Raw genomic sequence first — 23,462 nt, 5'->3', positions numbered from 1 at the left:
TAGTTTAGATCATTTCAAGATATTCAATGAGAGAAAATACAGTTGCCCGAAGAAAGCCATCATTTTGGCTGATATTGTCCTTTTTTTTAATAACACTTGTCGGCAATAGCATCGACGTTCAGGCTCAATATTTTGGTCAGAATAAAGTGAGGTACAAAAACCTGAAATTCAAGGTATATGAAACCCCCCACTTCGACCTGTATTATTACCTGAAAAATGACAGCCTTGTTCAGCGCTTTGCTAAAGAAGCTGAAGTTTGGTATGAATTACATCAGCAGGTATTCAGGGATACTTTTTTAAAGAAAAATCCATTTATACTTTACTCAAATCATCCCGACTTTCAACAAACTACGGCATTAAGCGGTGAAATTGGAGTAGGTACAGGTGGTGTTACTGAAGGTCTCAAAAACAGGGTGATCATGCCTATTTCGCAGGTAAATCATCAAACAAGACACGTTCTTGGACACGAACTTGTTCATGCTTTTCAATATCATTCATTAATTGAAGGTGATTCAACAAACCTTGAGAATATTGCAAACCTGCCTTTATGGATGGTAGAAGGTATGGCTGAATACCTTTCTGTCGGTAAACAGGATGCTTATACTTCTATGTGGATGCGTGATGCATTTTTGAATAAAGATATCCCTACCTTAAAGGATCTGACCGAATCAAACAAATATTTCCCTTATCGCTATGGGCAGGCGTTCTGGTCTTATATTGGTTCAACCTATGGAGACACAGTTATTGTTCCATTCTTTAAAGAGACTGCTAAATACGGCTATGAAATGGCCATTCGCCGTACTTTTGGATACGATGACCGAACCTTATCAAGCCTGTGGAAAACAAGTATAGAAAATACTTACCGCCCTTATCTTAAGGATACAGCACAGGTACCGATCGGGAAAAAGATCATCGACGAAAAAAATGGTGGTGCCAACTACAACGTTGCTCCCGCTATTTCACCCGATGGAAATTATGTTGCATTTCTTTCAGAAAGGGATCTCCTCAGCATTGACCTCTTCCTTGCTGATGCACGAACAGGAAAGATCATCCGGAAATTATCAAGTAAAGCCAAAAGTGGTGATATAGATGAATACAACTTTATTGAATCTGCCGGTGCATGGTCGCCTGATAGCAGAAAATTTGCATTCAGCGTATTCAGTGCAGGTGTAAATAAACTAATGATCATTGACGTATCTAACGGAAAGATTGTGACTACTGAGGCAATGGGGAAAGTTGAAGAGTTCAGCAATATTACCTGGTCGCCAAATGGAAACGATGTTGCCTTTTCAGGATTAAAAGAAGGCCAAAATGACCTTTACCAATTTAACCTTCGCACGAGATTACTGACCCAGTTGACCAATGACAAATATTCAGATTATCATCCCAGTTATTCCAGAGACGGAAGTGCAATAGTATTCAGTACCGACCGTAAAACCTTCGATCAGTCTTCAACCAGCGTAGATATCACGCTAAACATGGCTATCATTGATCTGGCTAGTAAAAAGATCACTGACATTCCTGTATTTGATGGAGCCAACAACCTGAATCCTCAATATTCAGGAGATAATAAAAGTATTTACTTCCTGTCTAACAGGGATGGTTTCAGAAATTTGTACCGCTACTCTCTTGAGAAACAATCAGTTGAACAGTTAACTGATTATTTCACAGGTATAAGTGGTATCACAGAATATTCTCCAGCTTTAAGTGTATCTACCAAAGATGATATATTGTACTCTTATTACAGAGCTCAGAAATATACCATCTATAATGCTAAAGCCTCTGATTTCAAACCGGTACCTGTAGGTAACGACGAGATCAATTTTGATGCTGCAGAACTTCCCCCTTCTAGGTCTGTTGGGGTGAACATTGTAAATGCCAACCTGGATAACTTTGAAAGATTCGAAAGAATTCCAAAAGATTCAATCCGCACTATTGCTTATCAACCTAAATTTAAGCTGGATTATCTATCGAGTAATGGTGTTGGTGCCTCAGTTGGAAGATTTGGAACAGGACTTTCAAGTGGTATACAAGGCGTTTTCAGTGATATTCTTGGAAGAAATCAGATCTACGCTACAGCAGCGGTAAATGGGGAGATCTATGATTTTGGAGGTCAGGTAGCTTATGTTAACCAACAAAGCAGAATCAATTGGGGCGTAGTAGGATCACATATTCCTTATGTTTCAGGTCAGTTTTCTGCTGCAGTTGAAAATATTCCGGGTATCGGACAAACTTATATCGAACGATACGATATCATCCGCACATTTGAAGATCAGTTTTCAGTTTTTGGATCTTATCCTTTTTCGAAAAATCATCGCTTTGAAGCAGGAAGTGGAATTTCCCGTTATAGCTACCGAATAGACAGATATAATAATTATTACGATTATAATCAGGGATATCAGATCGGTACTGACAGAGAAAAACTATCAAAGGATGAAGCATTTCAAACCTATGGTGTTTACTTTAATCCTTTCACAACAGTGCAGTTGAATGCAGCATTTGTTGGAGACAATTCATTCTCAGGTGTTACTTCTCCCCTTTCCGGATTTCGTTACCGTGTGGGAATTGAAAACTACCAGGGCGATTATAAATTGAATGCACTGACGGTTGATGGAAGAAGATATGTACGGGTAAAACCAGTAACCATCGCAGCCAGACTTTATACCTACACTCGTTTCGGGCGTGATGAAAACAGACTATATCAGATGTATGCCGGATATGGATATTTGATACGCGGATATGAGGCCAACTCTTTTTACAAGAACGGATCAGCTACTACAGATGGATTTGATATTAATCAGTTAGTGGGTTCAAGAATTGCTGTTGCTAATTTCGAATTACGACTTCCATTTACAGGCCCCAAAAAATTGGCTGCAGTTGAATCCAAATTCTTATTCTCAGACCTGAATTTATTTTTTGATATGGGGCTTGCTTACGATAATGATTCAAAAGTGGCCTTCAGATCTGAGCCACGCCAGGTTGGCGGTGCCACGGGATATCTGGAACGAATACCTGCCATGAGTGCCGGTGTATCCTTAAGAGTAAATGTATTCGGATATTTTGTTCTTGAACCATATTATGCGATACCTTTCCAAAGAAAAGATGTGAACCTCGGAGTATTTGGGTTAACCTTTGCACCGGGATGGTAAAAAGAAAAAGCGATCTCAGGATCGCTTTTTTTATTGTTCATCTAAATAAAACCAAACATTTAACTATTTCGTAACTTATACATGTGATTACTTTCAGTCATCGCATGCATAAAAATATTTATGATCTACCTTCCATGTACAATTAAAGATAATCCAATGAAAGTCATATTAAGTGTTGCCATGTTAGTTTTTCTAATTACAAGCAGCAGCTGCGGACAAAACAAAGCCAAAACCAAACAAGAAAATACTAAAGCACTAAGTTTCCCGATCCAAAAATCAGAAGCAGAATGGAGAAAGATATTAAGTCCCATTTCCTTTGAAATTATGGTAAAAAGAGGTACCGAACCTCCATTTAAAAATCCATATAATAACAATCATCAAAAGGGCATTTATGTAAGTGCTGCTACTGGCGAACCATTATTCAGTTCGGAAGACAAATATGAATCAGGTAGTGGCTGGCCAAGCTTTACCAAAGCAATTAAAGCCGGAGTGATCACCGTTGTAACCGATGACAGCCACGGAATGATCCGTGATGAAGTGATCGAAACTAAAACCGGATTGCACCTGGGCCATGTATTTGATGACGGTCCTAAAGATAAAGGCGGCAAACGCTACTGCATGAATTCAGCTGCCCTGAAATTTATAAAAAAGTAATCAGGATAAACTGCTGAAAGAAGCACGCATTGGCTGAATTCCAGAGATCAATACCTGCTCAAAATCTAAGCCAATGGTCAGGTCGATCCAGTCAGGATTAACAGATCTGATCAGCCTGTCTTTTTGTATACGCGCAAACTTGTTAATTAAATTAAAACGTTCAAGAGCAGCTGATTCAGAACTTAGTTCTTCAAAATAAACAAGCCTTGTTAATTGCTGCCCTGCATCAAAAAATAAATTGGGCATCTGTCTGTAGAAACTCATGGTCTTCATCAGGTCAGTACTCATCCCTACATGTATGCAAGTACGGTTACGGTCAGTTACTAAATAAACAAATTTTTTAGTTCTCATGGCTGGTTTAGTTAGGATCGGCATATATTAAAATTTAAATTTTTTGTTCCAAGAATAATTGCTAATTTTATGAGCATAAATTTACTAACAATTTTAGTATTTCCAAATTTATTTTCAAATGGCAAACATTTCTTCCAATCTGAAGTACCTCCGCAAGAAAAAAGGGCTTACACAACAGCAATTTGCAGACACTCTTGATATTAAACGCTCTCTTGTTGGAGCATATGAAGAGGACCGGGCAGAGCCTAAATATGAATTACTAAAAAAATTCGCAGAGTTTTACGAGCTTTCCATGGACGAACTCATCAATGATCGCATTGACGACAAATGGAAACCGAAACCAAAAGGCGATCCTGCGAATATCAGAGTATTAAGCATTTCAGTTGATAGTCAGGACAGAGAGAATATTGAACTGGTTCCTGTAAAGGCCAGCGCAGGCTATCTGAATGGCTATGGAGATCCGGAATACATTTCAGAGCTTCCAAAATTCCACTTGCCCATGTTTCGTCAGGGAACCTATCGTGCATTTGAAATAAAAGGTGATTCAATGCTCCCACTACAATCCGGAACTGTGGTTGTCGGAGAGTATCTTTCCAACTGGAATGAACTTAAACCTGGCGATACCTATGTGGTGATCAGCAAAAGTGACGGGATCGTTTATAAAAGAATTGGCAATAAATTCAAGGAAAACAAAGCTTTAAAACTTATCTCAGACAATCCGGTTTATGAGCCCTACTCTATTGCTGGTGAAGACGTTTTAGAGATCTGGAAGGCAAAAGCATATATTAGTACAGACTTTCCTGATCCTGCCCCTGAACCAACCTTAGAAACGCTCACTACTATGGTATCACAGATGCAAAAATCAATCTCTAATCTCGATAGAAATAAATCTTAACATTATTTAACAATTAAGATTTTAAACCTTATTACCTAAAAATCATCTATCTGTATATACAAACACAAATAGATATGAAAAAAATATTGATTACTGCAGGTTTATTAATAGGATTAGTAGGCGCTGGTTATTCACAAGATACTCCACAGAGAAAAGGTCATGAAGCGGGTCAGCCTCATCGTGAGATGAAATCTCCTGAAGAACGTGCAAAAATGAGTACAGATGCACTTGAGAAAAAATTAAATTTAACTCCTGAGCAGAAAGAAAAAGTATATGCACTTCAACTGGAACGTGCAAATAAAATGGGAAAAATGCAGGAAGCTGATGCTGCAACCAGAAAAAACCAAATGGAAAAACGTAAGGAGTTAATGGATGAAGGTGAGAAAAAAATGAATAAGATCCTTACAGAAGAGCAGCAAAAAACCTTGGAGGAGATGAAAGCAAAGGGGAAAGAACGTATGCAGGAACATAGACGTCCAATGCATGGCCCAAGAAAAGGTTAAATAATCTTATACTGCATTCCTAAGAAAAGCGGTCTAATTAGACCGCTTTTCTTATTTTTAACAAAAATAAAACTTGGAAGGCATTAATAAATTCATTTCGGAAAGTTTAGAGTATCGCAGAAGTAACGACTCACTACGTACTTTAAAGCCAGAAAACAATCTGATTGATTTCTGCTCAAACGACTACCTGGGCTTTGCTCATTCAATGGAGTTCAGGGCAATGTTTGAGACTGAAATGAAAAAGTACCCTCATTACCGCATGGGTTCCGGAGGTTCACGCTTGCTGGCAGGCAATGATCGCTTTACTGAAAATCTTGAAAATGAAATTGCAAAATTCCATAAGGCAGAGAGCTCCCTTCTCTTTAATTCAGGATATAATGCCAATATTGGTCTGTTCTCCTGCATCCCGCAACGCGGCGACACCATTATTTCAGATGAGTATATTCATGCTTCTATTATTGATGGTATCCGGCTAAGCCATGCATCACGCTTCGTATTCAGGCATAATGACCTGCAAAACCTCGAACAAAAATTAAAACTTGCAAAAGGCAGAATATTTATTGTTGTTGAAAGCATCTATTCTATGGATGGAGATGAGGCACCACTTACGGAAATTGCAAAAATTGCAAAAAAACATGATGCTGCTCTGATTGTAGATGAGGCACATGCTATTGGAATATTTGGAAATTCAGGAAGAGGGCTGGTGCATGAACTGGGATTATGCGACAAGGTTTTCGCAAGAATTATCACCTTTGGAAAAGGTATGGGCGCACATGGCGCTGCAGTTTTGGGTAGCGATCAGCTCCGCAATTACCTGATCAATTTTTCCAGATCTTTCATTTTTACTACAGCCTCCTCATTTCTAAGTCATTTAGCCATAAAGGTCTCCTATGACCTTCTCAAAATTCGTGATCATCAAACAATGATTCATGAACGAATCAGACAATTCAAACAGAATATTAATCCGGTAATCAATCTATTACAAAGCAGATCGGCTATACAGATCATCCTGGTTCCGGGAAACAGCCAGGCAAGAGAGGCAGCTATAAAAATTCAACAAGCCGGTTTTGATGTCAGGGCAATACTAAGTCCGACTGTTGCAATTGGCACAGAACGCCTTAGAATATGTCTGCACAATCATAATTCAATGAATGAAATAAATAACCTCTGTACTATTTTAAATCAAATACTTTGACAAAGCGGCCCATATTTATAACAGGTATAGGAACAGGAGTAGGCAAAACTATAGTTTCTGCTATTCTGGTGGAAAAATTAAAGGCTGATTATTGGAAACCTGTACAATCAGGCGAATTGGACAACAGTGATACAATGCTAGTACGCAGTTTAATTTCCAACGAGCAAAGCTTATTCCATGAAGAAGCTTATCGTCTCTCACAGCCCCTCTCTCCCCATCAATCTGCTGCCCTGGACGGAATACGGATAGATTTGGATAAGATCATTTTACCCAATACAGAAAATCAGCTGATCATTGAAGGTGCCGGAGGATTAATGGTCCCATTGAATGATAAAGATCTGATGATCGATCTGATAAAAAAACTGGATGCTGAAGTAGTGCTGGTTTCTAAAAACTATCTGGGAAGTATAAATCATACCTTGCTTTCAGCTGAAATTCTGAAAACCAGAAATATACCAATTCGCCGACTGATATTCTGCGGAGAGACCAATCAAAGTTCAGAAGAGGTTATTTTCAAACAAACAGGGATCCCAATTATTCGTATTCCTTTTTTTAATAAACTTAATAAAGCTTCGATCAAGGAATTCTCAGATCAACTGATCTATTAATTTAAAGTATTGTTTGTATAAAAACAAGTGACCTTTCTGGTCCAACAAATATTTTATCAAAAAAAAGGTCCCTGATGCAAATGCACCAGGGACCTTTTTTTGAAAATTTATATTGATTATGGATTCTGATCAGCAGGATTAATTGCATCACTAGCATCAATCTCTGATTGAGGAATTCTGAATAACCATGTTGGATCTTGAGAAGGCAGTGTAAAAATAACTGCGATCGCTGCAACATGATTTCCTGTACCAGAAGCTCTGTTCAAAGGAAGTTTCAAACGCTTAAGATCCAGCAATGAGAAACCTTCTCCCCAAAGCTCAATTCTTCTTTGTAATAAGGCTTCGGTAATTAAATCCGGAGCTGTTGCAGGTGCAACATATGCAGCATTTCTTGGCTTGATAAGTGCTTCCAAAGCCGTTTTAGCTTTACCTGCATCACCAAGACGAGCATTAGCTTCAGCTTCGATCAAATACATTTCTGAAGACCTTAACAAGATATAATCAGCTGCCCATGAACCAGGAGTTGGCAATCTGAATTTATTCTGACTGTAGTCAGGGAATGTTGAGGTAGCGGTTCCAGGAGTTCTAAAAGTCGATTTTCTAACATCAGCAGCGGGAATCTGATCATAAAGCTCCTTTGTGATCTTCTTCTGCATGCCCAACTGAGCATAACTCAAAGTATTAGCATCAAAATGAGAGAAGAAAGATGCAAAAATAGTAGCCTGATCATTTGGAATTTCTAATCCCCAGATCCACTCAGTATTTTTCACACTAAAGCCTGCAACATACTGTGCATTTGACATCAAAGGATAAGCTGAACGAGCTTCTGCTGCTTTTGTAGCTGCAGTTGACCAATCCTCCATTTGCAATGCTACTCTGGCATAGATTCCCTTAACAGTTGCCTGATTAATATGAGCAAACTGTTTCTTGGTTTTACCAGCTAATAAGGTCTCAGCAGCTTTTAAATCTGCAATGATCTGAGTGTAAACAGCAGCAACAGTTCCTCTTGGATTACCAGTAATAATAGGCTCTGTATAAACAGGAACACCAGGCTTAGTCTCATTACCCTTATAGGTATGCTGAAATAAGTTAACAAGGTAAAAATAGTTGTATGCTCTTAATGCCAGTGCCTGACCTTTGATATTATCTTTGTCGGCAGCAGGACCAGTGGCAGCATCTATATTTTTGATAATGATGTTCGCATTATTAATAACTCTGTAATAATACTCCCATGTAAATGCAGAACGTGTACCTGGTGCAGGGTTTAAGTGAGCAGTAAATCTGTTCTCCGCATTAAACCAACCATAACTTGTTCCATGAATAGCCATGTCATTACCCATAACATCCATAGTAAGGTCAACAGCCTTCTGACCAAAATGACCATGACTACCTCCAAGACTATTCCACATATACCGGTAAGTACCATTTAAGGCTACTAATGCACCATCGGTGGTGGTAAAAACACCCTCAGAAGGTACTGATCCGGTTGGAGCAGTTTCTAAATACTCCTTTTTACAGCCCGATAATATGGTTAAAACCATTGCTACCGAACAGATTTTTATAAATATTTTTTTCATAATACTAAGTATGATTATAAGTTAACGTTTAGTCCAAAAGTAAACGTACGGAAGATCGGATAAGTAAAATCAGATGTTCCGTTGAATGTACGCTGAGGATCCATTCCTAATCTCTTTGTCGCTGTAATAGCATTGTCAGCAGATACGAACGCGCGGAAACTGCTTATACCGTATTTCGAAAATACTGATTTAGGAATAGTATAACCTAAATTCACATTCTTAAGAGTAAGGTAAGATGCATCATATAAGAATCTGGTTGAAATTCCATCCTGGTTAGCAACACCTCTTTGAAGTCTTGGAACATCAGTAATGTCACCAGGATTTTGCCATCTTCTTAACATATTAACAGAAAGTGCCTGTCCATAGGTACCTCTTGCCATTAAATTGGCATAGTTACCATCATAGAATTCACCACCTAACTGGAATGTAACTAAAGCAGAAAGATCAAAATTCTTATATCTGAATGAGTTTGTAATACCTCCGATCAGATCCGGGATTGCAGTACCTTTATAGTAATAGGTAGCGTTATTGATGTTATTAACAGTAGTTCTGCCAGTAACATTTCCAGCTGCGTCTTTTGTATCCTGATAGTAAAGCGCATCTCCGTTTGCCGGATCAACACCTGCATATTCACGTAACCAGAATGCATAAATATCATTACCAACACTTAACTTTTTAGTTCCGCTGATAATTTCAGCCTGTGGAAGTTTAGTGATCTCATTTTTGAATTTAGAAAGATTCAGATCGATTCTGTAGTCAAAATCGGTATTTCTTACAGCATTGTAACCCAACTGTAATTCAACACCAGAGTTTTTCATTGTACCAACGTTTCTAAGAATTGAACTTAATCCTGTAGATAAAGGCAAAGGAACCGAGAATAATAGATCCTGAGAAGTACGTTCGTAATATTCGATCGTTCCATCTAATTTGTTGAATAATCTAAAATCAGCACCAACGTTGAATGAAACATTCTTTTCCCATTCTAATTCAGGATTAGCAATTGAAGAAAGAATAGCACCCGGAGAGTTTACGTTATTAAATCCAAGTGAATAAAGACCTTGCCATGAATAATAATCACCGGTATCTTCATTACCTTGCTGACCATAACTTCCACGAAGTTTTAACTCATCGATCCAGGTAAATTTCTTGAAAAATGCTTCTTCAGAGATACGGTAACCAGCACCTACAGACCAGAAGTTACCCCAACGATTATCAACGTAGAATCTGGAAGAACCATCGGTTCTGAAACTACCAGAAAGCAGATATTTTCCTTTGAAGTTATAATTCAACTGAGAAAAGTAACTTTCAATTTTATGTTGATCTGTAAATGAAGTTGCTGCACTTAAAGTTGCTGCGGGAGCTAATTCTACAACACCCGGGAAAGGAAATCCAGTACGGGTTGCAGACATAAACCTTCCTTCAAAAGAATAGTTTTCATGACCTGCTAAAGCATTGAATCCATGATCACCAAAATTCTTATTCCAGTTTAATACCTGATTGAAAGTATAGGAAATATTACGTGTGTCAGATTTTGTTGATCTACCTGTCACGTTAACCGCATCTCCAAATAGTGAATTCTGATAAGCGGTACCTAATCCATTGTAAAAATTACCACCCAATGAAGTCTTAAATGCAAAATCCTTCAGGAATTTAACTTCTAAAAATGTGTTTGCAGTACCTTCACTTCTTCTGGTTGATCTCTCATCCAGAGCTAAAGTACCTACAAGGTTAGAGTTAGCTGCATATGGTCTGGCGCCCATTTGTGTTGCAACTCCCCAATCTAATTTCTTTTGATTAGTTACAGGATCAATTACAATAATTCCATTAGCATCTCTCTCATATACGGGATAAATAGGACCCATATAACGTGAGTAATAGAACGGATTTGAAGTAGCCGTTCCTGTAGCAAAATCACCTGTCGAATTAGAGAAAGTAGTACCAATATTCAAACCAGCGTTCAACCATGGTCTGACTTCAGAATTAACTTTTAATCTGGCATTTAAACGATCATAATCAGAGAATTTAGCAATACCATCTTCCTGAATATATCCAACAGAAAGTAAATAGTCGCTTTTCTCAGCACCGCCTGAAATGTTTAAGTTAAGGTCATTTCTATTTGCACTCTGGAATAATGCATCAGCCCAGCTATCCTGATATAACAATACAGCAGACGAATTTAATTTTCCAGTAGCTGCATCAACAAGGCCACTACCCTTAATACTGTAAGGATTATATCCTAAGCCAGTTGGAGCAGTAAGAATTGCTGAAGCGGCAACTCCTGCTTCAGCTCTTGTAAAATTGGCGCCTGTAGCTGGATTTCTAGCTACAAGATTTGCATTTCTGGTTGATTCCCACATTAATTCCATGTAATCTTTTGCACCAACTCTTTCATATTCAGGAATTCCTCTTTCAGAAAGACCAGATCTAAGATTTACAGCAATTCTTGAAGTACCCTTTTTTCCAACTTTCGTTGTGATCATGATCACTCCATTGGCTGCACGAGCACCGTACAAAGCAGATGCAGCAGCATCCTTCAATACGGTAACAGTCTCAATATCATCAGTTGATATTGAAGAAATTGTACCATCAAAAGGAACTCCATCTACAACATATAAAGGAGAACTACTTGCATTGATCGATCCAATACCTCTAATACGAATAGCTGCACTCGATCCTGGAGTACCACCACCATTCGATGTTTGGATACCCGGAATAAGGCCTTCTAATACACGGGAAACAGATGTTACCTGTGATTTTTGTATCTGTGCACTTGTTACAGTAGCTTCAGCTCCGGTAAATGCTTTTTTCGAAATTGATCCGTAAGGCACTTGTACCACAACCTCTGCTAACTGCTGAGAATCAAAGACTAATGTTGCATTAGCTACATTTGTCGCTCCAATAGTAACATTCTGAGTTACATAACCTATATAGGTAAATGTTATTCTGGTTGTTGCTGAAGGAACACTTAGTGAGTAATTTCCGTCTGACCCGGTTGTAGTACCTGCGGATCCGGCTCTCACAGAAACACCTGGAAGAGGGAGGCCATCATCAGCTCCAACAACTCTACCAGTGATTGTCTTATTCTGAGCCATAGCGCTGGTAATAGCAAACAGGCTTAACAATAAGAAAGCTAGTAATTTTCTTTTCATTTGATTTATGTTAAATTAATTAATTGGTTACGAAACCCTCTGTGCGGGCTTTAATGCGCAAGAATAGCAGTTTAAGCCGACAAACTTGTATTAGGTTTGTAACTTTGATGTAACAAAATTGTTGCAAAAACGCATAGTATTTTCCCACTTCGCTGTAATAAAAGCCCCTCAATATGCATCTAAAGGTCATAAACTAAAAATCACAATCTCCCAGTTAGCAGAAAAAAAATATTAACCAAGCCTTTTTGTAAAGAAATTGTTGCTGAAAAATAATTCAAAAAAATGCGGAGACGCTAAATAATGAACAATATAAAAACCTTTATACCTTTGATCCTTTAGTTCGTCAATCATCTAAATAATTTAAAAATGAAACTAATCTCAGTAATAGGTTCCGGCACGATGGGCAACGGAATTGCACACTCCTTCGCAATTGCAGGATATCGGGTTAATTTGATTGACATTTCGCAGGATAGTCTTGAAAAGGGCATGAATGCTATCAGCAAAAATCTTGACAGACAACTGGTAAAAGGCCTGATTACTGAAGAATTAAAATTTTCTGCACTTAAGAATATTCAAACTTATACTGATACCAGATCAGGGGTTTCAGAGTCAGACCTTGTTATCGAAGCAGCAACCGAAAATCTGGCAATAAAACTTGAAATTTTCAAGAATCTGGACACATTCTGCAAACCAGATGCAATTCTGGCATCAAATACCTCATCTATCTCCATTGGTAAAATTGCATCAATTACCCAGCGAGCAGATAAGATAATAGGAATGCACTTCATGAACCCGGTTCCAGTAATGAAACTTGTTGAAGTGATCAGAGGATATTCAACTTCTGATGAAGTCACTAAAACAATAATGGATCTGGCTGTCAGCCTGAACAAAATCCCGGTAGAGGTAAATGATTATCCAGGCTTCGTTGCCAACCGAATTTTAATGCCAATGATCAATGAGGCTATTTACTCTTTACACGAAGGTGTTGCAGGGGTAAATGAGATCGACACAGTAATGAAGCTGGGAATGGCCCATCCAATGGGTCCATTGCAACTAGCAGATTTTATTGGCCTCGACGTATGTCTGGCAATTCTAAATGTACTACAACAAGGTTTTGGAAATCCTAAATATGCGCCTTGCCCTCTTCTGGTCAACATGGTCACAGCAGGAAATTTGGGAATAAAGTCTGGTCAGGGATTTTATGATTACAGCAATGGAATCAAAGAACCTGAACTTTCAAAGAAATTCAAAAAGTAAGCCTGATATTCTGTTGTCTGTGGTCTGTTATCAGTTGTCTGAGGACTGAAGTCTGAGGTCCGAAAAAAAGCAGTAAATTTCAAATTAGCACTACACAGTCTTGATTCCTTGTTCTTTGTTCCTGTTATCTGTTGTCAGAGGTCTGAAAAAAACAGCAAATTTCAAATTAGCATTACAAAGTCATTATTCCTTGATCTTTGTTCCTTGTTCTTGGTTCCTGGCTCTTGGTTCCTGGCTCATAACTCAACATTCAATTATCCACAAACAAATTCTCATCGACCTACATCCTCGAAGGCACCCTGATCCCCAGTAATTTCATTCCTTTATTAATTGTAGACGCAGTTGCAGCAGAAAGATCGAGCCTGAAATTTCTGACATCCGGATCTTCGGCCTTCAGAATGCTTTCCTCATGATAGAACTTATTAAATAATTTGGCCAGCTCAAAAACATAATTTGCGATATGTGCCGGACTGTATTCCCTTGCAGATGCAGCTATAACATCAGGATATTTAGCCAAATTAACGATCAGGTCCCTTTCAAGTACAGTAAGGACATTAGAATAGTTCAAGGAAATTTTATTTTTATAATCAGCTTTTGCCATCACTGAACGTATCCTTGCATGAGTGTACTGAATAAAAGGACCTGTATGACCTTGAAAATCAATTGATTCATTCGGATCAAATAATAGTCTCTTTTTAGGTTCAACCTTCAACAGGAAAAATTTAAGAGCTCCTAATCCGATCATATTATAAAGGTCTATCTTTTCTTCTTCGGTGAATCCTTCAACTTTTCCCAATTCCTCAGTTCTTTCCCGGGCAGTAAGGATCATATCATCCATCAGCTCATCGGCATCAACAACTGTCCCCTCTCTGGATTTCATCTTTCCGGAAGGCAGATCAACCATCCCATAGGAAAGATGAAATAAACCTTTTGCCCATGTTTTACCTAATTTCTGAAGAATCAGAAATAAAACTTTAAAGTGATAGTCCTGCTCATTACCAACTACATAAATTGACTTATCCATTTTAAAGTCGTCATATTTTAGTTGCGCCGTTCCGAGATCCTGAGTAATGTAAACAGAAGTACCATCCGCACGAAGAACAAGCTTCTGATCCAAACCATCTTCAGTAAGATCTATCCAAACTGATCCATCATCCTTTTTAAAAAAAACACCCTTTTCAAGTCCCTCCTGAATCGTATCCTTCCCTAAAAGGTAAGTATCTGATTCATAATAGTATTTCTTGAAATCAACTCCCAGCATTTTATAAGTGACTTCAAAACCGGAGTAGACCCAGCCGTTCATCATACTCCAAAGCTCTTTAACGTCCTTATCGCCGGCCTCCCATTTCAAAAGCATTTCCTGGGCCTCCTTTATGATCGGAGCATTCTTTTTTGCTTCATCTTCTGTCTGCCCCTCATAGGTCAGAGCTTCGATCTGTTTTTTATATTCCTTATCGAAGATCACATAATATTTACCTACCAGATGGTCCCCTTTTAATCCACTGCTTTCAGGAGTTTCGCCATTTCCAAATAATTGCCAGGCAAGCATAGACTTACAAATATGTATGCCCCGATCATTTACCAGATTGACTTTTATCACTTCATATCCATTTGCCGACAAGATTTCAGCAACAGAATAACCCAATAAATTATTACGCACGTGACCTAAATGAAGCGGTTTATTGGTATTGGGAGAAGAATATTCAACCATAACCTTTTTTCCGTTTGATGGAAATTGCCCAAATGAATTACTATGAACTGTATTCAGTAACTCATCAATCCAGTAAGAATCAGCAATTGACAAATTCAAAAATCCCTTGATCACGTTGAAGTCTTCAACTTCTTTTACATTCTCCTTCAGGTACTCCCCTATTTCAGTTCCGGTTTGTTCAGGAGTTTTTTTAGAAAAACGTGTAAATGGAAAGGTAACTACTGTAACCTGACCTTCAAATTCTTTGCGCGTTTCCTGAATAACTATACTATCTGATGCGATCTCTGTTTGATAAAGCACTGAAACAGCCTTCTGGATTTGCTGAACTATGGTATTTTCTATTGTCATTTTTATTGGCCTTAAGCCCTGTAAATTTAATCGTTAATTAAGGAATTTGTCGCACGAAGTAAGATCTCAAATGCATTCTCTGCCATCAGGTTTTCTTTATCCAGTGTAGGATTAACTTCTACCATCTCAAAACAGCATACTTTTTCATTACTCATCAAACGTGAAACTAAATTTCCTGCTTCTCTTTCAGTAATTCCATTAGATACTGGTGTCCCGGTACCTTTTGAAATTGAGGCATCAAGAGCATCTACATCAAATGAAACATAGATCATATCACATTGATCCAAATATTTAAGGGCATCAATTGCTACACGCTCTACTCCACGCTTTCGGATCTCCAGAGTAGGAAAATTTTTAACTTTATGCTTATTGAGTAAATACAGTTCTGGGGTTTCCGCATCGCGTAAAGCAATATAAACAAGGTCGCTGTACTTAATTTTGGGGGATATTTTAGCTACATTCTTCAATTGATACCAATAATTCAAAGTCTCCTGATCAGGCTTATTGATCTTCGAATCAATATTATCTTCATCTAAAACAATTGCTAAAGGCATTCCATGCAAGTTCCCTGAAGGAGTAGTGTAAGGCGAATGAATATCAGCATGTGCATCTATCCAGATCACACCCAATCTGGCCTTTGGAAAAGCCTTACGAATTCCGGAAATTGTACCCGCCGAGCAACTGTGATCACCAGAAAGAAGAATAGGAAATTGATTATTCATCAATGTTTTGGATACCTCCTCAGCAACGCGTTCAACCATAGTCAGTACACCGGAAATTCGCTTGGCGAACTGATTACCTGCAGATTCAAGCAATAAATGATTCTCATTCGGAATTTCAATATTTTTGTACTTCTTAAAATACCTGCTTCCAAAATCAAGTGCAGCAATTTTAATTGCATCAATTCCCAAACTGGATCCACGTGTTCCTGCCCCAATTTCAGATTTAACCTCAATAATTTTCAGATCACGCATAATCCTTTTCGCTTATCATATAGATTTAGTTTGGAACATACAATTTTTAAGCATTGTAATATGTTCTATGCTATATGCTTTTTATATCTTTGCCAAAATTATAAAAAAATGCAGAGTTACGCGGAGTTTCTTGATTTAAGCGTGGGCTTCCCTCAGGATGGTTTTGATATCATTGATGATGAATTGTATTTTCATGACTTAAACCTCATGGAGATGATTGAAACCTATGGTTCTCCACTCAGATTTACTTATTTACCTATAATAAGTAAAAAGATACAGCAAGCCAAACTTTTGTTTCAGGCAGCTATCGTTAAAAACAACTACAGAGGTGGTTATAAATATTGTTATTGCACTAAAAGCTCACACTTCAGGCATATTGTTGAGGAAGCACTTCGAAATGATATTCACCTTGAAACTTCATCTGCATTCGATATGCCAATGATCGATGCTCTTGAAAAGAAAGGTTCACTGAATAAAGACATCACCGTTATTTGTAATGGATTCAAAACTTTCCAATACAAGCAGTATATCATTGATATGCTTCACGATGGGTTTAAAAACATCATCCCTGTTTTAGATAACAAGGAGGAGTTCAATATCTATGATGATGAACTTGATATTCCATGTAGCTTAGGAATGAGGATCGCTGCTGAAGAACAGCCTGATTCTCAATTTTATACTTCCCGCTTAGGAATAAGAATGGAAGATATCATCGATTTTTACAATCATAAAATAGCACAAAACCCTAATTTCAAGGTCAAACTGCTTCATTTCTTTATTAACTCCGGAATTTCTGATACCCCTTACTATTGGAATGAACTTGAAAAATATGCCACTCTTTATTGCAAATTCAAGAAAATAAATCCGGATCTGGACACCCTTGATATTGGTGGAGGAATGCCATTCAAAGATTCGTTAGCCTTTGACTTTGATTATGAATACATGGTCAATGAAATTGTAAAAAGGATCAAGGAAATCTGTGCAGAACACGATGTGATGGAACCAGATATCATTACTGAATTTGGAAAATATACCGTTGCCGAAGCTTCAGGAATCCTATACAAAGTTTTAGGACGTAAGCAACAGAATGACCGTGAAAAATGGTTAATGCTTGATGGATCATTCATCACCAACCTTCCGGATGTATGGGCATTGAACCAAAAGTACATTCTTGCTCCAATTAACAATTGGGATTCTGAATATGAACGTGTAAACCTTGGGGGAATAACCTGCGATGGGCAGGATTATTATAGCCAGGAAGCTCATATGAACAACGTATTTATGCCTAAAACACGCAAGGTTCAGTATTTAGGCTTCTTCCATACCGGTGCTTACCAGGAAGTCCTTAGTGGCTATGGTGGTATACACCATTGTCTGCTTCCATCACCTAAGCATGTAATCATTCGGCGTAACCGGGATGAGACCTTCAATTTTGAAGTATTTGGCGAGGAGCAGAACAGTAAGCAGGTACTAAAGATTTTAGGTTATTAGGCCCGCCCCGGATCAAGTCCGGGGGGACTAAGTAGGTGGTGAGTTATTTTAATTATATGATGCAGAAATATTACTTCATCCTTTTTTGCCTGTTTCCATTGATTTCCTGTTCACAGAACAAAAAAGTGGAGTCAGAACCAATAAAAATTGAGGCTCCCATCATTAATCAGAACTTCACAACGCTCAAATTTGAGGCAAATGGGAAACCATGTTTAGCTTCTATTAACGATCGCTATATAGATTTTAAGGATAGATCCAGTTTTTCGTTGTCATTTTTTGTCAATGTAAATACGCTGGAAAAGAATAAGGATGGACATCCAACAGATAAAGAAGCTCTGCTCTTCAATAATTTACAGACTGAGATCATACAGGAACTAAGCAAGGTTCTTGGAAGCTATTGCTATGTTGGTACTACTACGATGACAGGCTATCGCGATATACTTCTCTATATCAAACCTGAAGATCAAAAAAATGCAACAGAAATTCTGGAGCGACTAAAAACTCAACAGAGCCGTATAGAATCCATTTCTTTTGAGATAGATCCTAAATGGGAAGCAGTTTCTTCTTTTTATGAAGCTGTTACAATAAAAAATTAGGAATCAAACTTGTCGAGCAACTTGATCAAAGTTGCGAAATCTTTAGGATACGGAGCCTCAAAGGTCATTTCCGTATTCTCATCGATCTTAAAAGTTATCCGGCGTGCATGTAATGCAAATCGTTTCATGATAGGAAGCTCTTCCTGGTCCTTCCCAATGCGGTAAGCCCTCTTGATTTCCGAAAGGTACACTGGCTTTCCACCATACATTTCATCACCTGCAATGTTCGCTCTTTGGGAAGCCAGATGAATCCTTATTTGGTGCATCCTGCCAGTTATAGGTCTGCATTCAACAAGGGTATAATGTTTATAATATTTAATTGAGTTGAAAACTGTTTCTGCGGGTTTCCCTTCCTGCCTGTTTATTGCTACGTTCTTCGCTCCCAGGTTCAAAATCGGCAAGTCTACATGAAGTTCCTCAAAAACATGGGTTCCGTTTATTATGGCATGATACACTTTGTTCACTTTTCTGTGTTCAAATTGCATGGAAATGAGACGATAGGTTTCCGGATTTTTGGCAATGATCAATACACCCGACGTTTCTCTGTCTAAACGGTGACAGATCTGTGCATCATCAGAATATTGCTTGGCCATTCTAAGCAAGTTGTTATCTCCACCTTCCCTATCGTCTAGCGAACTCAGGAATGCAGGTTTGTTAACAACGATAAGATTATCGTTCTCGAAAAGAATAAGGTCCTGGAATTTTGGAAACTTCACGCATTAAAAATTAGAATGCAAAAGTAAGCTTTTAATTTCAGAGCGGAGTATAAAGGGGAAAGGTTAAAGCTTAAAGCCTAAAGGTAAAAGCCTAAAGGTAAAAGCTTAAAAATCAATGGTGAAAGGATGAAAGGTGAAAGTTGAAGGATGAAAGATAAAAGGATTAAAGATTATAGGATTAAAATAAAGTTAATATTTTATTCAAATCACTGTTTATTAACCGATTTCCACTCTCCGATATCCGCTTTGAGCTTTAAGCTTTAAGCTTAAAATCACTTCAATTCAAATTTATATCCAACCCCTTTTACTGTACTGACATAATTATCACCAAGCTTTTCACGAAGTTTACGAATATGAACATCGATTGTACGGTTGGTTACTACAACAGAATCTTCCCAAATGTTTTTCAGGATGACATCACGGGTATATACTTTACCGGGCTTTGAAGCAAGCAGATATAGTAACTCAAATTCCTTTTTAGCAAGTACAATTTTTTCACCTTTTCGAAATACAAGGAATGCTTCACGATCAATAACAAGATCACCTATTTCAACTTTGTTTTCTACTTCAGCTTCCTCCGAATGAACATTACGTCTTAAAATAGCATTGATCCTGCTGGTAAGTGCGCGAGGTTTGATCGGTTTAGCTATATAATCATCTGCACCAACATTAAAACCGGCAATTTCGGAGTATTCTTCGCTCCTGGCAGTTAGAAATACCATGAATGTGTTTTTAAATTCATTCATTGTTCTAAGAATCCTGCAGGCTTCGATCCCATCCATCTTGGGCATCATGATATCAAGTATAATGAGATCAGGCATCACACGTTTGGCTTCAGTAACCCCTTCCTGACCATTGGAAGCAGTATATACCTGATAGCCCTCTTTTTTTAAGTTGTACTCAATAAGCTCCCGGATATCAGGTTCATCATCAACAATCAGGATCTTATGCTTAGCCGTACTCATAAATAGATTAATTTTCGTAAAAATAACCCCTTTGTTCTATCATATCGTTAAGCCTTTATTAACAAATTGTAAACTTTTTATCCGAATTTACAATAAAGCCTGCTATTTCAATGTCTTTTCAAGAAATTGTTCCAATTCAGCACCTCTCAGGTTCTTTGCGATGATCTTGCCTTCAGGATCAAGAATAAATGATGCTGGTATCCCTTCAACTTTGTACTGTAGTGTTACCTTTCCATCCCATCTTTTTAATTCAGAGAGATGCGGCCAGTTTAACTGATCATCTTTTATTGCTTTCAGCCATGCAGCACGGTCGTCATCAAGAGAAATACCCAGCACTGTAAAGTTCTTGCTTTTAAACCTCTCAAATTGCTTAACAATATTCGGGTTTTCCTCACGGCAGGGAGCACACCAGGAAGCCCAAAAATCAAGGAGTATATATTTGCCTTTGAAATCAGATAATTTAAACTCTTTACCAGTTTGATCAGGCAATTGAAAATCAGGAGCAACCTGACCAATAGAAACAGGCTTTATTCCAACCATTTTGGCAACAAAAGATTGAACAGCACTATTCTTAGGGAATTTAGATTTTACCTCTTCAGCATAAACGATCAACTCTTGCTCATACTTATTCTGATCAATTGTACCTGCGGCATAAAAGCCTGCCAGGTTTTCTTTATTATCCTGAACAAACTTAAAAGCTTCTGCAGAATACTTATCCATATTAGCCTGAAATTGAGGCATCAGAACGTTGTAAATTGAGTCCTTTGCAGCAGGGTTCGAATTTATAAGCGCTGCATAATCTGTCTGAATCTTCTGGTATATTTTTCCGTAATCATTGCTCAGCTTATTAAAGTCACGTATCTTTTCAGAATCACTTGAGCCTTTAATTTCATAAGTATTTGTTGTATCTGAATAATCAGATTTAAACTCCACTGCATCACCATTTTGACCTACAATGAGGAAATTCTTTTCACCAATAACCAGTGTGTAAAAATTTGGATCGGGTGCAACCCGGCGAAATTTAAACTCATTACTTTCATTCAAAAAGGCGGAATCAACCAATTGATCAGTCTCGTAAAGTAAAACCTTTTTAATATCACCTGCATTTTCAACTTTACCTGAAATACTCAGTTCATCATTATTTTTACAAGAACTGACAAAAAAACCAAGCCCAAGGAGGGCAACAAACATTATTTTTTTCACGATTTATTTTCTAATTTTTCAATTACTAATTTACTGGCAGTCTGAGGATTGATCTTTCCTTTAGTTCTTTTCATGAGGTCGCCCATAAACAAACCCAAAACGCCTTTTTTACCATTATGGTATTCTTTCACCTTATCAGGATAACTATTCAGCACTTCTTCTATAAGCAAATTCAAATCATCATCATCAGTATCGATCAAAACCTGCAGAGAAATTGCCGCCTGCTCAGCAGAGATCGATGGATTTTTGATCAGTTCAGGAAAAACCTGATGTGCCGCTACAGAATAATTCAATTTTCCGCTATCGATCAACGCAATTAATTCTGCTAAAACTTTAGGTTGAACTTTGAAATCCTTTGTATGTGTTCCAGTCTCATGAAGGTAGGTCCTCAACGGACCTGCAACCCAGTTTGCTGCTGCTTTATAATGATTATTCCAGATAATAAGCTCATCAAAATACTCTGCAATTTCTTTTTCTGAGGAAAGTAGTATAGCATCATATTCTGACAGACCGAATTTAGAAATATATCGCTCTATCTTCTTTGCAGGAAGCTCCGGCAATGATTTAGCAAGTTCTGCAATATACTTTTCATCAATAAGCAGCGGTGGAAGGTCCGGTTCAGGGAAATAGCGATAATCATTGGCTGTTTCCTTGCTTCTTAGCGGACTCGTATTGCCAGTTTCGGCATCAAAATTCAGTGTATTTTGTTCTATGTATTCTCCCTTTTCAAGAAGCTGAGTCTGCCTGATAAATTCATGATCAATGGCTCTTTGCAGATTCCTTATCGAGTTCAGATTCTTTACCTCACATCTGTTGCCGTATTCTGTTGCGCCTTTTAGCCTTACAGAAATATTCGCATCACAGCGGATACTTCCCTCTTCCATATTACCATCGCAAATGTCAAGATATCTCACCAGTTTCCGAATCTCATTCAGATAGGCTGCTGCTTCATGGGCAGAGCGAATATCAGGCTCTGAAACGATCTCGATCAGTGGAACACCCGCACGGTTAAGATCGATCAGTGAATCCAATTCATCCTGATCGTGCATACTCTTACCGGCATCATCTTCCATATGTATACGATGTATCCTGATCCTTCTGGTAGAATGATCATCGGCTTTGACATCGATAAATCCCGATTTGCATATTGGCTCACTATCCTGAGTTGTTTGAAAGCCTTTTGGAAGATCTGCATAAAAATAATTCTTGCGATCAAAGTGTGTGCTGGTATTGATGTGGCAATTGGTAGCAAGTCCCATTTTGATAGCATACTCTACCACCTTTTTATTAAGCTTTGGTAAAGTACCGGGGAGTCCTAAGCTAACCGGACTAATATGCTCATTTGGTCCTCCGCCAAAACCGGCAGAGTCAGAGGAAAATATCTTGCTTGATGTAGATAATTGAACATGCACCTCAAGTCCAACTACCAGTTCGTATTTCTCAGTTAAACTGTCCGGGATAATCGTCATTTAAACTCAATAGGTGAATTAATTCTGCTGCAAAGATAAGCAATTGATTACAAATGAGTGTTCCCGGCTGATAATAAGCAATATTAATAGTGGCACTTAAATTGTACTCATCTCTTTTTAAAACAACCTATCATGAAAAAAAATATAATTGCCTTGATAACTGGCATGCTTTCCCTGATATCTCTTTCCGGGAATGCACAGGTAAGCGTGAATTTTAATATTGGGTCTCAGCCACTTTGGGGACCAACAGGTTATGATCAGGCTGAATATTATTATCTCCCTGATATCGAAACATATTACTATGTTCCCAAGCGGCAGTTTATATACATGGAAAATGGAATTTGGCTACATCGATCAGCCTTGCCAGGCCGTTATGCAAGATATGATCTGAACAGAGGATATAAAGTGGTCATGAATTCACCACGCCCCTACAACTCCTATAAATCTCATAAGGTAAAATATGCGAAATACAAGAGTTATTCAGGCAGGCAACCTATTATCAGATATAGCAAAGATCAGAAATATAGCCAATCCAAAGGCAATTATTCAAACTCCCATTCAAATGGAGGCCAGAAAGGGAATAATGGAAATGGGAATAGTGGAAAAGGAAATAATGGCAAGGGGAAACACTAAATAGTATATATTTGAGTT

At 38.0% G+C, this 23,462-nt stretch carries 19 protein-coding genes; 10 read left to right on the top strand and 9 right to left on the bottom strand.

The features are described 5' to 3' along the window. Positions 1–26 precede the first annotated feature (26 nt). Together BLR27_RS01245 and msrB are read left to right on the top strand one after the other, a co-directional pair. Complete coding sequence (locus tag BLR27_RS01245; protein ID WP_090698106.1) at positions 27–3,149, top strand: basic secretory protein-like protein; 3,123 nt, start codon at positions 27–29, stop codon at positions 3,147–3,149. A 156-nt stretch (positions 3,150–3,305) separates the two neighbouring features. Then, entirely contained in the window at positions 3,306–3,803 is a 498-nt protein-coding gene (gene msrB / locus BLR27_RS01240; RefSeq protein ID WP_090698363.1) for a peptide-methionine (R)-S-oxide reductase MsrB, read from the top strand. Here the strand turns inward: msrB and BLR27_RS01235 are convergent, their stop codons facing one another. Beyond that, positions 3,804–4,154 (bottom strand): GIY-YIG nuclease family protein, encoded by a 351-nt coding sequence (locus BLR27_RS01235; protein WP_090698358.1) that lies wholly within the window; start codon positions 4,152–4,154, stop codon positions 3,804–3,806. It lies immediately after the preceding gene. A gap of 118 nt (positions 4,155–4,272) precedes the next feature. Between BLR27_RS01235 and BLR27_RS01230 the strand changes: the two genes are divergently transcribed. The 4 genes from BLR27_RS01230 (at position 4,273) to bioD (ending at position 7,355) form a co-directional block, all read left to right on the top strand. Then, positions 4,273–5,049 carry an XRE family transcriptional regulator gene (locus tag BLR27_RS01230; RefSeq protein ID WP_090698102.1) on the top strand — a complete coding sequence of 259 codons (777 nt, stop codon included), beginning with the start codon at positions 4,273–4,275 and terminating at the stop codon, positions 5,047–5,049. A 74-nt stretch (positions 5,050–5,123) separates the two neighbouring features. Further along, positions 5,124–5,552 (top strand): hypothetical protein, encoded by a 429-nt coding sequence (locus BLR27_RS01225; protein WP_090698099.1) that lies wholly within the window; start codon positions 5,124–5,126, stop codon positions 5,550–5,552. Between the two features lie 73 nt (positions 5,553–5,625). Continuing rightward, positions 5,626–6,747, top strand: a complete 1,122-nt coding sequence (locus tag BLR27_RS01220; protein WP_090698097.1) for an aminotransferase class I/II-fold pyridoxal phosphate-dependent enzyme — start codon at positions 5,626–5,628, stop codon at positions 6,745–6,747. Next, positions 6,744–7,355 (top strand): dethiobiotin synthase, encoded by a 612-nt coding sequence (gene bioD, locus BLR27_RS01215; RefSeq protein ID WP_090698094.1) that lies wholly within the window; start codon positions 6,744–6,746, stop codon positions 7,353–7,355. The genes BLR27_RS01220 and bioD overlap by 4 nt, the downstream gene beginning before the upstream one ends. Before the next feature lie 116 nt (positions 7,356–7,471). On the opposite strand, the gene BLR27_RS01210 is transcribed toward bioD, so the two are convergent. Both BLR27_RS01210 and BLR27_RS01205 read right to left on the bottom strand, forming a co-directional pair. Further along, a complete protein-coding gene (locus BLR27_RS01210; protein ID WP_090698090.1) occupies positions 7,472–8,932 on the bottom strand; it encodes a RagB/SusD family nutrient uptake outer membrane protein in 1,461 nt (486 codons plus the stop codon). A gap of 14 nt (positions 8,933–8,946) precedes the next feature. Beyond that, the gene (locus tag BLR27_RS01205; RefSeq protein ID WP_090698086.1) at positions 8,947–12,081 is read right to left on the bottom strand and encodes a SusC/RagA family TonB-linked outer membrane protein; all 3,135 of its coding nucleotides are present in this window, start codon (positions 12,079–12,081) and stop codon (positions 8,947–8,949) included. A gap of 366 nt (positions 12,082–12,447) precedes the next feature. On the opposite strand from BLR27_RS01205, the gene BLR27_RS01200 reads away from it, so the two are divergent. Further along, on the top strand, positions 12,448–13,338 hold the full coding sequence (locus tag BLR27_RS01200) for a 3-hydroxyacyl-CoA dehydrogenase family protein (RefSeq protein ID WP_090698083.1): 891 nt from the start codon (positions 12,448–12,450) through the stop codon (positions 13,336–13,338). Between the two features lie 280 nt (positions 13,339–13,618). Here the strand turns inward: BLR27_RS01200 and argS are convergent, their stop codons facing one another. Beyond that, positions 13,619–15,397 (bottom strand): arginine--tRNA ligase, encoded by a 1,779-nt coding sequence (gene argS / locus BLR27_RS01195; RefSeq protein WP_090698080.1) that lies wholly within the window; start codon positions 15,395–15,397, stop codon positions 13,619–13,621. Between the two features lie 26 nt (positions 15,398–15,423). Beyond that, positions 15,424–16,371: an arginase gene (gene rocF, locus BLR27_RS01190; protein ID WP_176767573.1), complete on the bottom strand. Its 948-nt coding sequence runs from the start codon at positions 16,369–16,371 to the stop codon at positions 15,424–15,426. Positions 16,372–16,479: 108 nt separating this feature from the next. Between rocF and BLR27_RS01185 the strand changes: the two genes are divergently transcribed. After that, positions 16,480–17,862 carry an arginine decarboxylase gene (locus BLR27_RS01185; RefSeq protein WP_090698073.1) on the top strand — a complete coding sequence of 461 codons (1,383 nt, stop codon included), beginning with the start codon at positions 16,480–16,482 and terminating at the stop codon, positions 17,860–17,862. A gap of 56 nt (positions 17,863–17,918) precedes the next feature. After that, positions 17,919–18,458 (top strand): DUF695 domain-containing protein, encoded by a 540-nt coding sequence (locus BLR27_RS01180; RefSeq protein ID WP_090698069.1) that lies wholly within the window; start codon positions 17,919–17,921, stop codon positions 18,456–18,458. Here BLR27_RS01180 and BLR27_RS01175 read toward each other — a convergent pair. From BLR27_RS01175 to gatB, 4 genes are all read right to left on the bottom strand, one after another. Then, on the bottom strand, positions 18,455–19,174 hold the full coding sequence (locus tag BLR27_RS01175; RefSeq protein WP_090698064.1) for an RluA family pseudouridine synthase: 720 nt from the start codon (positions 19,172–19,174) through the stop codon (positions 18,455–18,457). The genes BLR27_RS01180 and BLR27_RS01175 overlap by 4 nt on opposite strands. 272 nt (positions 19,175–19,446) lie before the next feature. Continuing rightward, positions 19,447–20,139 carry a response regulator transcription factor gene (locus BLR27_RS01170; protein WP_090698060.1) on the bottom strand — a complete coding sequence of 231 codons (693 nt, stop codon included), beginning with the start codon at positions 20,137–20,139 and terminating at the stop codon, positions 19,447–19,449. A gap of 102 nt (positions 20,140–20,241) precedes the next feature. Then, complete coding sequence (locus tag BLR27_RS01165) at positions 20,242–21,342, bottom strand: peroxiredoxin family protein (RefSeq protein WP_245704386.1); 1,101 nt, start codon at positions 21,340–21,342, stop codon at positions 20,242–20,244. Beyond that, complete coding sequence (gene gatB, locus BLR27_RS01160; protein ID WP_176767572.1) at positions 21,339–22,811, bottom strand: Asp-tRNA(Asn)/Glu-tRNA(Gln) amidotransferase subunit GatB; 1,473 nt, start codon at positions 22,809–22,811, stop codon at positions 21,339–21,341. The genes BLR27_RS01165 and gatB overlap by 4 nt, the downstream gene beginning before the upstream one ends. A gap of 132 nt (positions 22,812–22,943) precedes the next feature. Between gatB and BLR27_RS01155 the strand changes: the two genes are divergently transcribed. After that, on the top strand, positions 22,944–23,444 hold the full coding sequence (locus BLR27_RS01155; RefSeq protein WP_221406284.1) for a hypothetical protein: 501 nt from the start codon (positions 22,944–22,946) through the stop codon (positions 23,442–23,444). Positions 23,445–23,462 lie beyond the last annotated feature (18 nt).

Origin of the sequence: Daejeonella rubra, assembly GCF_900103545.1 — a bacterium.
GTDB lineage: Bacteria > Bacteroidota > Bacteroidia > Sphingobacteriales > Sphingobacteriaceae > Daejeonella > Daejeonella rubra.
Note: the sequence above shows the minus strand (reverse complement) of the source record. Positions and strands in the feature narration are given on the sequence as shown.

Excerpts from the sequence above, each read along its gene's own strand:
- BLR27_RS01245 (WP_090698106.1), top strand. The coding sequence starts at position 27 with ATGAGAGAAAATACAGTTGCCCGAAGAAAGCCATCATTTTGGCTGATA.
- msrB (WP_090698363.1), top strand. The coding sequence starts at position 3,306 with ATGAAAGTCATATTAAGTGTTGCCATGTTAGTTTTTCTAATTACAAGC.
- BLR27_RS01235 (WP_090698358.1), bottom strand. The coding sequence starts at position 4,154 with ATGAGAACTAAAAAATTTGTTTATTTAGTAACTGACCGTAACCGTACT.
- BLR27_RS01230 (WP_090698102.1), top strand. The coding sequence starts at position 4,273 with ATGGCAAACATTTCTTCCAATCTGAAGTACCTCCGCAAGAAAAAAGGG.
- BLR27_RS01225 (WP_090698099.1), top strand. The coding sequence starts at position 5,124 with ATGAAAAAAATATTGATTACTGCAGGTTTATTAATAGGATTAGTAGGC.
- BLR27_RS01210 (WP_090698090.1), bottom strand. The coding sequence starts at position 8,932 with ATGAAAAAAATATTTATAAAAATCTGTTCGGTAGCAATGGTTTTAACC.
- BLR27_RS01205 (WP_090698086.1), bottom strand. The coding sequence starts at position 12,081 with ATGAAAAGAAAATTACTAGCTTTCTTATTGTTAAGCCTGTTTGCTATT.
- BLR27_RS01200 (WP_090698083.1), top strand. The coding sequence starts at position 12,448 with ATGAAACTAATCTCAGTAATAGGTTCCGGCACGATGGGCAACGGAATT.
- argS (WP_090698080.1), bottom strand. The coding sequence starts at position 15,397 with ATGACAATAGAAAATACCATAGTTCAGCAAATCCAGAAGGCTGTTTCA.
- rocF (WP_176767573.1), bottom strand. The coding sequence starts at position 16,371 with ATGCGTGATCTGAAAATTATTGAGGTTAAATCTGAAATTGGGGCAGGA.
- BLR27_RS01185 (WP_090698073.1), top strand. The coding sequence starts at position 16,480 with ATGCAGAGTTACGCGGAGTTTCTTGATTTAAGCGTGGGCTTCCCTCAG.
- BLR27_RS01180 (WP_090698069.1), top strand. The coding sequence starts at position 17,919 with ATGATGCAGAAATATTACTTCATCCTTTTTTGCCTGTTTCCATTGATT.
- BLR27_RS01170 (WP_090698060.1), bottom strand. The coding sequence starts at position 20,139 with ATGAGTACGGCTAAGCATAAGATCCTGATTGTTGATGATGAACCTGAT.
- gatB (WP_176767572.1), bottom strand. The coding sequence starts at position 22,811 with ATGACGATTATCCCGGACAGTTTAACTGAGAAATACGAACTGGTAGTT.
- BLR27_RS01155 (WP_221406284.1), top strand. The coding sequence starts at position 22,944 with ATGAAAAAAAATATAATTGCCTTGATAACTGGCATGCTTTCCCTGATA.